Raw genomic sequence first — 11,865 nt, 5'->3', positions numbered from 1 at the left:
TTACCATTTCAAACAACCAATGTCTACGCACTGTGATAATATCAATTATCACGGTGTGTAGGCATTTCAGTTAAGTAAATAAGATGAAAAATGCATGCACCAGAAAATAGCGAAGAGGAATATAGTGACCGGTGTAATGGCAGGTCGGCATCGAGTTTAATTAACGTTATCTGAAAATGGGGTAATCAGTTGCATTAATTTCTTTCCCGCGCTTCCCTACCATTTCCGGTCATGGCAGAATTTTGCCATATTTAACCGCAGCTTAATTTTAAAGTGTTAACTCTTTTTCTATATAACTTTCAACCGGCGGACACGAACATATCAAATTTCGATCACCGTAAGCATTGTCAATTTTGGCAACCGATGGCCAAAATTTATTCTCACGAATCCAGGATAGTGGGAAAACAGCTTTTTCACGGGAATAGTCATATTTCCAATCAGCATCTGTTACCATTGTAACAGGATGAGGTGAATTTTTGATCACATTTTCCTCCCTACTATATTGCCCCGCTGCGATTTCGTCAATTTCTTTTTTTATGGATATCATAGCTTCGCAAAAGCGATCCAATTCTACTTTACTTTCGCTTTCAGTAGGTTCAACCATTAGCGTATCATGCACAGGAAAGGAAACAGTAGGGGAATGAAAACCATAATCCATAAGCCGTTTTGCTATATCCCCAACTTCTACATTTGCAGATTTTTTGAACGACTGACAATCCAGGATCATTTCATGGGCACAATATCCATTCTTACCTACATACAGGGTAGGAAAGTGCATTTTCAGTTTTGCCTGGATATAATTGGCATTCAGAATTGCCATTTCCGTAGCAGCTTTCAGTCCATTACATCCCAGGAGTTTAATGTATCCATATGAAATAAGTAAAATAAGAGAACTGCCGTATGGTGTCGAAGAAACCGCATGAATACCTGGTGTATGTTCAACATTATTTGAGACGTGGTTAGGTAAGTAGTTAATCAAATGCTTGGCTACGCAAATGGGACCCATTCCCGGTCCACCTCCACCATGAGGAATTGCAAAAGTTTTGTGCAGATTCAAATGGCAAACATCCGCACCAATTTTTCCTGGGCTGGTTAAACCAACTTGTGCATTCATATTGGCCCCATCCATATAGACCAATCCACCATTTTGATGGATTATATTAATAATTTCTACAATTCTTTCTTCATAAACACCATGAGTAGAAGGGTAAGTTACCATAAGACATGATAAATCTGTGCGATGAACCTCTGCCTTTAATTTCAAATCTTCCAGATCAATATTTCCATTTTCGTCACATTTGACAATTACTATTTTCATCCCCGCCATTGCCGCAGAGGCAGGATTAGTGCCATGTGCCGAAGATGGGATTAATGCCACTTTCCTATTGTCGTTGCCGTTGTCCGAATGATAAGCCCTTATCACCATTAAGCCAGTATATTCCCCCTGCGCTCCGGAATTAGGCTGAAAGCTGGTTGCGGCTAAACCTGTAATTTCACAAAGGTATTGATTGAGCTGGCGAATTATCTCTAAATATCCGGCTGCCTGATGCTTTGGTGCAAAAGGATGTAAGTCCGCAAATTCGGGCCAGGTAATAGGCATTAATTCAGCTGCAGCATTTAATTTCATCGTACAGGAGCCCAGTGAAATCATACTATGCACCAGAGACAAGTCTTTGTTCTCCAGCTTTTTTATGTATCGCATCATTTCAGTCTCACTATGATATTTATTGAAAACTGGATGAGCCAAGAACTCAGATGTCCGACATAAATCTGAATTTAAGATTAGTTTAGACGTTAGTAGTTTTGCCTCACTGGCTCCATTAATCAATGTAAACACGCTCAAAATGTCCTCCAGGTCGTTAAAGCTGCAAGTTTCATCAAGCGAAATTGCAACATGAGAGCTATCTACAAAGCGGAAATTCATTCCTTTGTCCTCGGCTCTCTTCACTATATCATTGGCCTTATCAACTTCCACAACAATTGTATCAAAGAAGAGTTTACTTCTTATGCTATAGCCTAGCTTTATTAATTCAGCCGCAAGTGAATAGGCATAATTATGGACCCTTTGAGCGATAGATTTGATACCGTTCGGCCCATGATAGACAGCATACATGCCAGCCATTATTGCCAATAGGGCTTGAGCAGTACAGATATTGGAGGTGGCCCTTTCTCTTTTAATATGTTGTTCACGGGTCTGTAGAGCCATCCGCAGGGCAGGGTTTCCCAATTTGTCTACGGAAACACCAATTATTCTTCCTGGCATATTTCGCTTGTATACATCCCGGCAAGCAAAAAATGCAGCGTGTGGGCCGCCATAACCTAATGGAACACCAAAGCGTTGTGAATTTCCAACCACGCAGTCAGCTCCCCATTCACCAGGTGGAGATAATAACGCAAGAGATAGCAGGTCCGCAGATACACAAATCTGAACTTCGTGTAATTTAGCCTGAGATATGAATGTTGAATAGTCATTTACCTCACCATTTGCATCAGGATAAGGTAGCAGAGCGCCATAATAGGAATCATCTATTATTACCTCATTAAAGTTCCCAATAACAAGTTCGATATTGAACGGTACGGATCTCGTTTTTAATACATCAACTACCTGAGGAAAACACGTAGCAGAAATAAAGAAGCGATTAGCACCACTTTTCTTTTTCGCAGGGCTGCGCATTTCATAAAACATAGACATTGCTTCCGCTGCCGCAGTTGCTTCGTCAAGTAATGACGCATTAGCAATTGGCATAGCAGTCAAATCCATTACCACCGTCTGATAGTTAAGAATTGCTTCCAATCTGCCTTGCGATATTTCAGCCTGATAGGGTGTATAAGCGGTATACCACCCCGGGTTCTCCAAAATATTACGTTGGATAACAGCCGGCACAATTGTATTAGAATATCCCAATCCAATGTAGGAGCGAAAGACTTTATTTTTACCAGCTATGCCTCGCAAGTGCTTTAGATACTCATATTCTGTAAGTCCTTCCTCAATATTCATCGGTTTATCCAAACGTATATTTGCAGGGACAGTTTTTTCTATCAACTCATCTACCGAACCTATGCCTATAACTTTTAACATTTCCTGTATTTCCGCAGGTCTTGGTCCTATATGCCTGTGCGCAAATTCATCTGTAAATATCATATCAATTTTTATAAAATGCCAGAATATTAACTAATTTGAGTTCTAATAAAGGGCAGACGGCAAATTCTTGCCGGACACATTTTATTTCTAATGCTAACAAAAACGGTCGTATTTTCTGTAGCAAAGTCACTATCAATATAGCCTAACCCTACAGCTTTTTTTAAAGTAGGAGATTGCGTTCCAGAAGTCACTTTCCCAATGTGAACACCATTTTCACTATAAATTTTATAGTCATGCCTGGGAATACTCCGATCCAACATTTCAAATCCAACTAGTCGCCGCGAAAGGCCGCCGCTCTTTTGCTCTCTCAAAATTTGATGTGCTGTAAATTCTTTATCGAATTTAGTTATCCAGCCCAAACCGGCTTCAAGAGGGGAGGTCGTATCATCTATGTCATTACCGTATAGACAGTATCCCATTTCCAGCCGCAATGTATCTCTGGCGCCGAGGCCGATTGGCCGTATACCAAATTGCTTACCAGCGTCAAAAATGTGATTCCAAAGAACAGGGGCATCAACAGAAGAAAAATATAACTCGAAACCGCCGGCGCCGGTATAGCCTGTATTAGAGATGATTACATTGGATATGCCGGCTAAAGTATTTATTTGAAAATTGTAATAGGGTATTTCCAATAGATTCACTTTTGTTAGTTTCTGCAAAGTAGCTAATGCCATAGGCCCCTGTACGGCCAATAGTGAAATTTTATCAGATATATTTTCAATTTCCGCATTTACCGTGTTCTTCAACTTAATCCAGGTAAAATCCTTTTCAATGTTTGAAGCGTTTACTACAAGCATATAGGTGTCAATATCCAGCCTATATACCAGCAGGTCATCAACTATGCCACCGTAGTCGTTTGTCAGGCAGGAATATTGTACTTTCCCATCAGTCAATTTAGCGGCATCATTTGTAGTTATTTTTTGAATTAGAGACAACGCTTCCGGTCCTTTAATAATTATTTCGCCCATATGCGAAACGTCAAATACCCCAACGCTTCGCCGTACGGTTTCATGTTCAGCGTTTATCCCCTCATATTGAATAGGCATGTTACAACCAGCAAATTCAGCCATCTTTGCGCCTAATTCACGATGAACTCTTGTCAATGCTGTTTCTTTCATTTTTTGATTTAAAAGGTATTTAGAATTTGTTCGTGTTTTCTTACTTAGAACTGCATTATTTTATTGTACGAGATTCGTATATTGCTCCGCAGAAAGCAAATGGGTTGTATCAATTGGTAAATTTACCTGGACTTTTATAATCCAGCTCCCGTATGGATCTTTGTTTACCAGTTCAGGACTTTTTTCAAGTAGCGTATTAACTTCAATCACTTTCCCCGCTAATGGCATAAATAAATCCGAAACCGTTTTAACCGCTTCCACCGTTCCAAATACTGCTTCATTTTCTACTACTGTATTCAAAGAAGGGATATCAAGAAATACAATATCACCAAGTTCCTTTTGAGCGAAATCAGAAATTCCAATAAATGCGAATTCACCATCTAATTTAATCCATTCATGATCTTTTGTATACAACAAATGTGTTGGGTAATACATGGTTCTATTAAAATTTTAGTTACTAATAATTCCTACTTTGCTAAGACCGGTCCGCCTTTTTCAAATTTGTCTGTAGCAAAATTGCTGTATTGTTCAAAATTCATTTGAAAGGAGGCCGCCAGTTTTACTGCTGCATTATTATAAGCCGCTTTGTCAGCCCAGGCATTCTCGGGGTTCAATAGTCTATTAAATACTCCTGGACAGCTCATTGGTATTTGAATACCAAAAATTCGGTGAGTTTGATAAAATACTTTTTCAAGATCACCATTTAAAGCAGCTGAAACCATTGCTCTTGTGTAGTGCAGGTCAATTCGCTTGCCTTCACCATAACAGCCCCCTGTCCATCCAGTATTCACCAGCCAAACATTTATTCTATCATTTCGTAGTTTTTCGCCGAGCATCTTAGCATAATACATTGGATGTAGTGGTAAAAGGGCTTTCCAAAACATGCAGAGAATGTTGCCTCTGGTTCGATTATTCCTGTTTCAGTGCCGGCTACTTTTGCAGTATAGCCAGAAATAAAGTGATACATCGCCTGATCTATGCTCAGTTTTGAAATTGGCGGCAATACGCCAAAGGCATCTGCTGTAAGGAAGAAAATATTTTTTGGAGTGCCACCTATTGATGGTCTCGCAATATTTTCAATGAAATCTATCGGATAAGCAGCTCTTGTATTTTCAGTTTTGGAAATATCTGAATAATTTACATTCTTTGATCCATCAAAGAATGTGGTATTCTCCAGAAGGGTACCGTATTTTATTGCGTTGTAAATTTGTGGCTCACTTTCTTTTGTAAGATTTACGCACTTTGCATAACACCCCCCTTCAAAATTGAACACCTCCTCTTTACTCCAGCCATGTTCGTCATCTCCAATTAGCTTCCTTCTTGGATCTACCGACAAGGTTGTTTTTCCCGTACCTGATAAACCAAAAAAAATGCTGTATCTCCTTTTTCACCTATATTGGCACTGCAATGCATTGGAAACACATCATTATCTTTCGGCAAAAGATAGTTTAATACGGTAAACACGCCTTTTTTAATCTCACCAGTATAGGCCGATCCACCAATCAAAATAATCTTTTCTCCAAAATTAATGATTGTAAAGTTTGGGGAGTTTGTGCCATCAACTGCTGGATCAGCCTCAAACCCAGGAATACATATTATAGTCCAATCAGCCCTGAAATTTTCCATTTCACTGGTCGTAGGACTAATAAAAAGATTACGCACGAATAAGCTCTGCCACGGAAATTCGGTAATAATATGTAACCCAAATTTGTATTTAGGGGAAGCACAGGCATATACCTCATTTGCAAAAAGTTTCTTCCTGGAAAGATAGCCACTCATTTTCTTGAAAATACGGCTAAAAGACGCTTTAGATATCCTTTGATTAACCTCACCCCACCAAATTGTCTGTTCGGTAACATCGTCACTGACAATGTATTTGTCATTCGGGGACCGGACCGTAAATTTACCTGTATCACACATTAAGGCGCCAGTTTCCGATAAAGTGCCTTGATTTGTTAAAATTGTTTGGCTTATCAAATCAGATACCGATAAATTCCAGGAAATTTGGTCAGCCCTCAAGACGACAACTCCGTTTGAAAATTGTTTTGGTGCTTTCATAATCTTTAGCAAGTTTTTGCTTGTTGTCTGATAGTTTCTTTCATCTATGAAAACAGTTGTAGGCTATATTACTTAATGCTTCAGATTATCAAATGGTGGTTAAATGGAAATTAAATAATTGCAAGATATTACACCTTTACCCAGAATTTCAGCAGGTGATCTATATCTGTACCCACAATGTGATAGCCATTGGGAGCATCTTCTTCGTCGCAGTGATAGGTCGCCAACTTTGTGCCAGCCGGCATTTTTTCAAGTTGTTGATAAAGATATCTATGGTATTGATTATAAAGGTTCCTTGAATAGGTGAGCTTATCGTCTATTTTATATGTTCCAGGAAGGTTTTCATAAAAGGAATTAAAGAAATAAAAATGATCGTATTGAGTAAAGTCAACCTCCATCATATTCCCGTGCATAAAAGTTATATTATCTAATCCTACCATTTCTTTTGCGATGGTAGCGTAGCGAATTAAATCAATTCGTTGTTCAATACCATAAAAGAATGAATTAGGGTTGTAATATGCTCCCGCTAGACAGAATTTTCCAGGGCCGCTTCCAATATCCAAAATTTTCACCCCTGGATCTGCCGCAAGGAATTTTGACGCACTGGCAACAACCTTTAGTGGAGTCCAGTGCTTTTGGGCTAGTGCCTGAATGTAAAGCGGATAGAGATGGTGAAAATTATAGTCGGATGCGAACCATTTACCGATATGACCAGGCAATGAGGGAGATGTTGTTAATGGCATTGTTATAGTTTCCGGTTTAAAGTTGATAAGTATCGACTGGCAGACATTAAATTTCCTCTCTCGTAGGGCTGACTTGGTGAAATCTGGGCAATCCAGCTGTAGGCGCCTGTCGAGCTTAAAAGAATATTAAAGTCATCAGTCAATAACGCATTACTTATATTGACAATCTTTCCATCCACTGGCATATTTATGCGAATCTCTCCTCCGTCAAAGCGTAGTAATGCAATTAAATCGCCCTGTTTCTTAAATCCAGAGGTTTCTTCAAATAAGATTTCGTTAATTTTGTTACAGGCGGTCAGCTTGTAACTGTATACCCCTACATAGGCCACGGAGCCTTGGAAATTAATCCATTCATGGTCCGCTGTGTAATAGAAATCTTTCTTAATGGGAATTACTGCATCCATTTTGCAAAGGTATTCACTAATTGCTTTTTTTGCAGTAAACTTTATCAATCAAAAAAGTAATTTATTTCAATTTTTTGAACATTAATTTTCAGAGAGTATGAGCATTAAAGGTATCTTTCCGATAGATAAATGGGATTTCAAAAGTGAATCAATACTCAATGACCTGCCTGAAGATGTTTATGCGCTACTTGTTGCACATAAGAGTGAACAAACCTATAAAAAGAATGACACATTATTTAAAGAGGGAACTTTCCCGTCAGGTATATTTTTCATAATTAAAGGCAAAGTCAAAAAATATAAGGTTGATCCTGAAGGGAAGGAACATATTATTTACCTTGCCGGTGCAGGACAACTTATAGGGTATCACGCAATTCTGGCGGATGATAGGTACCCTGATTCTGCGGCGGTATTAGAAGACAGTGTAATCGCTTTTATCCCCAAGGAGGATTTTATTAGGGCCCTTGATTATTCTCCGGCCCTAAATTATAGATTACTTAAAACTTTAAGCCATGAATTTGCCGTTCTGGCTAATAGCCTGACCGTGTTTGCGAAGAAAACGGTAAAAGAGCGATTGGCCCTTCAACTAATTGTAATTCGTGAAAAGTATAAAGTTAACTATGTAGAAGGTATGCCTATTGATATAAATATTAGCAGGGAGGATCTGGCTAGCCTCGTTGGTACTGCCAGGGAAAATGTAGTGAGAGTATTAACAGAGTTCAAAACTGATGGAATCCTGGAGACTAAGGGTAGAAAAATTATTATAAAAGATGTCAATATGCTTATTAAAATTGCCAATCACAAATAAACTTTTGGCTTTTCAAATATAATCATTGAATACCCATTCACCCTTCATATGTAGAGGGGTGAACAGGTAAATTTCAATGTATATTAAACGGCAGATCAACCTCTTTTCAAAAAGCATGTTTTAAGAATCAATTTTGTTTTCTCAATTCGTACTTCAACTTCTTCTTCATCTTCAGTGAGGCGAATATTTTTATAGCCATTCCTTTCTCAGAACAATTGACGTTCCCTTAACCGGCAAACTTTTAATCAATTACAGAATCCCCTTGAATTTTATGTGTTATCTAGGTTCTAAGCTATTTTTTCTTTCCCGTATTTTGATCCGGTGAACCATTTTTGAAAATCGAATACGAAATGCATCGTAAAACATAGCAATGACAAGGATGGCGGCGGGGATATAAAAAGAAAAATATTTTAATTTAAGAAAGCTATATCCTCCAACAATACAACCAGTGAGAAAGAAAAATATGATCACCAGCCGCAAAATAATTTTCTTCTTAATGCTACCAGTACTATTAGGAGATGTTGAAATCAAAGTATAAAGATCAATCCCCAAGTCAGTAAACATGCCTGTTAGATGAGTAGTTCTAACTACATATCCTGAAATCGTTGAAACTAAAGCATTTTGCATACCCATTGCAAAAAGAAGGCTTCCGGCAAAATATTCCGTTTTTATAATTGATCGATCAAATGTGTATCCGAAACTACCTACTAACGCAAGGATAGTAATTTCACTTATTATGGGAATTGCATAGCCCAATCTTTTATTCTGGCCTATTTTTCCGGTACAAAAACTAGAAAAGAATGCCCCAGCCAGAAAAAGCAGCAACCATAAAGCCACCATCCGTGCTGATCTCAAATCACCCGTTACCAATTTCTGAGCCAGTAGCGCGGCATGTCCGGTTACATTGGTAGTTAACACTGAAAACGCAAATAGTCCGGTAGCATTCACTATTCCCGCCGTAAAGCATAGAAGAACCGCCAGCCGCAAATTATGTCTATAATTCCTTTTCCTACCTATATGACGAAGCATATGTTATTCTCCTTGTGCAATTGAGATATTTATTGTTACGATGAGAAATATAAACAACTTATCCTTGTACTAATTCATTTGCAGAATATTTCCGTGAGTAAATTAACGCATAGCGAAAACATGCCCATTGAGTGCTGTTCCAATCGAGAGGAGACAATTCTTCTATCCAGAGTTGTAATTGTGAAATAAAAGTTTTTTGCATTCCTGTGTATCCTGCATGTTTAATACCATTGATTGCAGTTGAAATAATGCTCTCTACCTGCTCATTATTTTGTGCCATTTTTAATTTTTCAATCACCGATGACAAATAATTATCCTTATCTACGTTCATTATTCAAATTTTAATTTCCAGCTATGCCTATCTCTTTATCCACATTTTTAATAGGAAGTCCACTGTTGCATCAACTAATTGATAACTAGGAGGGACTTCATCTTCTAGGCTGTGAAATGTTACTAACCTGGTGCCACTTGGTTTATTCTCCAAACATTTAAACATGTAACGAGAATAATAATTGTATAAACTAGTTGAGTATTCCACTTCCTGGTCTATCTGGCCCTCTTCGACCAGGTTCTCAAAAAAAGAGTTGTAAAAATAAAAGTGATCATATTCATCAAAATCAACCTGTGTAAAATTGCAATTAGCGAAATCCACATTGCTGGCATGTGTCAACTCTTTCGCTGCCTCGGCAAAGTGAAAGAGCTCCTTTCGTTGCTCTACGCCTGAAAATGTTGCTTCGGGGAAGAAATGTCCTCCTATCAGGCAAAATTTACCTACACCACTTCCAATGTCCAAAATCTTTTTTCCAGTTCCATTAGATAAGAACTTAGCAGATTTTTTTGCTACTTCCATAGGTGTCCAATGCCGTCTTGACAATTGCTGTATCCTCTCAGGGTATAACCAATCAAAAGCCGCATCATTGGCATACCAAGTGGCCTTTGATGTAATATTGTCCATAGTTGATTTGATATAAATTTTGAGAAAACCGAATGTTACCACGAGAGGAAAAAGTAGGTTAGATACTTATATTTAAAAAATCATCACTTAGCTCTTTTCAAGCAACAAATATCCATGTAAAATATACCATCAATCAAATTTGATAAATTACTAGATAAATGAAAACTTTATTATCTGGGTCGCATTCAATAATATGGGGCAAAGGTAAACTATAAGAATTCTCTTTTAGTTGATACTTTTCAATAAAAAAGTTGAAAAAAATCACTTTTCAATTATTACGGTAATCGTAATGAGAAAAAAAACAGGGTTGAGGTATTACAAAATGATTGGAAACATACAGAGACCTTAAAAGACTAAATGAACAAACGGTAATCATAAGATTTTCCAGAAAAACGTGATAGCATAGAGCCAATCCTGGCAATATCATTTGACGATTGGATTGTCGCTGGCAGCTTTGAATATAAGCTGGCCGAATTCCAATTCATCTTCGACAAACTCAGAATTTCTGTTGCAATTGTCTCCAACGAAGATGGCCCATAATGCTTTTTTATAACCAGGGGGGCTGGTATGCCTCGCCCTCCCATGAAATCTTTGCCACCTTGGCTCTTTATTGAAGGTGTTGTACCGTGTGTATAAAGCAAACCGGTATATGAATTTATTTCAATACAGATACCCCTTGCAACTGGGTACAAATCTATCTCTAACTTATCTTGTTTTCTCAATGAATTAATAAATCGAAGGTCATCCTCAATATTAATTTCGATCAAGTCCACTACTGGAATATTTCTTAATCCATCTAAAATCCCAGTCTTTTCTTCTTCAGTAAAAAAAGTCCTTTTATGGATAACCACTCTTTTGGGCGGTTCATTTGTCGCTTCAACAAATAGTTGTGCAGTAGATATCCCGAATTGATAAGCATCATTATATGAAAGGTGCGGTCTTTTATTCCTGAAAATAGGTTTGTCAACCTTTGCCAGTCGATAACGTAACCCTTCACCTCTGGAGTTATAAATGTGACTACATCCCATTATAATATGGCTTTGGTCTTCGGTTGAATCGATACTATATCCAATACCGGCGAATGCAGTTGTCTTATCCAAATTTTTTAATACCCAAGGGGTCCTCATAGTCTTTGTATAGAATGAAAGAGATAGCCACCAATGTATTCGGTTCGCCTGCGAAGAATTATCAATTGTATCCTCTTCAATAAACTGAGTCGTTATACCTTTTTGAATCGCAAATGCTTTTAGTGATCATGTAAATCAAAAATCTCCAGATCATTGTGATAATTTCGATATCCAGCCCATTCCGTGGGAATACAAATAATAATCAAGTTGCCATCCAAAATGGATGTAATTCGAGTAATGGCGTTTTTTATCTGTTCTGCAATATGGAGTGCATTTTTCTCAACACTAAGCCTCGGATCTACTTCAACATGTTGCCACCTTATATCTGTTGTCGCAGGAATATCTAGTGCTATACCATATGCGGCAGAATATCCAGGAAAATCTATAGAATAGTTTTCTCTTTGATTCGTAACAGGTATCCTTCCATGTTGCAGATTCAAAAAACTGGAAAATTTTTGACTATGTGATGATGGGCAAATGACAC

Annotated in this window: 12 protein-coding genes and 1 pseudogene; 1 reads left to right on the top strand and 12 read right to left on the bottom strand. The window is 38.0% G+C overall.

Translation table 11 applies throughout. From position 1 onward, the window contains the following. Positions 1-268: 268 nt before the first annotated feature. The 6 genes and pseudogenes from gcvP to BLV62_RS10695 all read right to left on the bottom strand — a co-directional run bounded on the left by gcvP (position 269) and on the right by BLV62_RS10695 (position 7,465). Positions 269-3,142: an aminomethyl-transferring glycine dehydrogenase gene (gene gcvP / locus BLV62_RS10720; RefSeq protein WP_089761462.1), complete on the bottom strand. Its 2,874-nt coding sequence runs from the start codon at positions 3,140-3,142 to the stop codon at positions 269-271. 26 nt (positions 3,143-3,168) lie between these two features. Beyond that, on the bottom strand, positions 3,169-4,260 hold the full coding sequence (gene gcvT / locus BLV62_RS10715) for a glycine cleavage system aminomethyltransferase GcvT (RefSeq protein WP_089761460.1): 1,092 nt from the start codon (positions 4,258-4,260) through the stop codon (positions 3,169-3,171). A 60-nt stretch (positions 4,261-4,320) separates the two neighbouring features. Further along, positions 4,321-4,695, bottom strand: a complete 375-nt coding sequence (gcvH, locus tag BLV62_RS10710; protein ID WP_089761459.1) for a glycine cleavage system protein GcvH — start codon at positions 4,693-4,695, stop codon at positions 4,321-4,323. 32 nt (positions 4,696-4,727) lie between these two features. Further along, a pseudogene (gene pckA / locus BLV62_RS28805) lies at positions 4,728-6,318 on the bottom strand (phosphoenolpyruvate carboxykinase (ATP)). 128 nt (positions 6,319-6,446) lie between these two features. Then, the gene (locus BLV62_RS10700) at positions 6,447-7,061 is read right to left on the bottom strand and encodes a methyltransferase domain-containing protein (protein WP_089761457.1); all 615 of its coding nucleotides are present in this window, start codon (positions 7,059-7,061) and stop codon (positions 6,447-6,449) included. A gap of 2 nt (positions 7,062-7,063) precedes the next feature. Then, the gene (locus BLV62_RS10695) at positions 7,064-7,465 is read right to left on the bottom strand and encodes a glycine cleavage system protein H (RefSeq protein WP_139170094.1); all 402 of its coding nucleotides are present in this window, start codon (positions 7,463-7,465) and stop codon (positions 7,064-7,066) included. 97 nt (positions 7,466-7,562) lie between these two features. Here BLV62_RS10695 and BLV62_RS10690 point away from each other — a divergent pair, with 97 nt between their 5' ends. Continuing rightward, positions 7,563-8,270 carry a Crp/Fnr family transcriptional regulator gene (locus BLV62_RS10690; protein ID WP_089761454.1) on the top strand — a complete coding sequence of 236 codons (708 nt, stop codon included), beginning with the start codon at positions 7,563-7,565 and terminating at the stop codon, positions 8,268-8,270. A 95-nt stretch (positions 8,271-8,365) separates the two neighbouring features. Here BLV62_RS10690 and BLV62_RS28965 read toward each other — a convergent pair whose 3' ends face one another. The 6 genes from BLV62_RS28965 to BLV62_RS10665 form a co-directional block, all read right to left on the bottom strand. Next, positions 8,366-8,455 (bottom strand): hypothetical protein, encoded by a 90-nt coding sequence (locus BLV62_RS28965; RefSeq protein WP_211117713.1) that lies wholly within the window; start codon positions 8,453-8,455, stop codon positions 8,366-8,368. A gap of 91 nt (positions 8,456-8,546) precedes the next feature. Then, a complete protein-coding gene (locus tag BLV62_RS10685) occupies positions 8,547-9,299 on the bottom strand; it encodes a YoaK family protein (protein ID WP_089761452.1) in 753 nt (250 codons plus the stop codon). 58 nt (positions 9,300-9,357) lie between these two features. Continuing rightward, positions 9,358-9,630, bottom strand: a complete 273-nt coding sequence (locus tag BLV62_RS10680) for a hypothetical protein (protein ID WP_089761450.1) — start codon at positions 9,628-9,630, stop codon at positions 9,358-9,360. 27 nt (positions 9,631-9,657) lie between these two features. Further along, a complete protein-coding gene (locus BLV62_RS10675) occupies positions 9,658-10,254 on the bottom strand; it encodes a class I SAM-dependent methyltransferase (protein WP_089761448.1) in 597 nt (198 codons plus the stop codon). A 353-nt stretch (positions 10,255-10,607) separates the two neighbouring features. Then, complete coding sequence (locus BLV62_RS10670) at positions 10,608-11,354, bottom strand: argonaute/piwi family protein (RefSeq protein ID WP_139170091.1); 747 nt, start codon at positions 11,352-11,354, stop codon at positions 10,608-10,610. Between the two features lie 146 nt (positions 11,355-11,500). Then, the gene (locus tag BLV62_RS10665) at positions 11,501-11,821 is read right to left on the bottom strand and encodes a hypothetical protein (RefSeq protein ID WP_089761445.1); all 321 of its coding nucleotides are present in this window, start codon (positions 11,819-11,821) and stop codon (positions 11,501-11,503) included. Positions 11,822-11,865: the final 44 nt, after the last annotated feature.

The organism is Chitinophaga terrae (ex Kim and Jung 2007), assembly GCF_900107795.1.
Classification (GTDB): Bacteria; Bacteroidota; Bacteroidia; order Chitinophagales; family Chitinophagaceae; genus Chitinophaga; species Chitinophaga terrae.
This window is presented reverse-complemented; position numbering and strand designations above follow the sequence as displayed.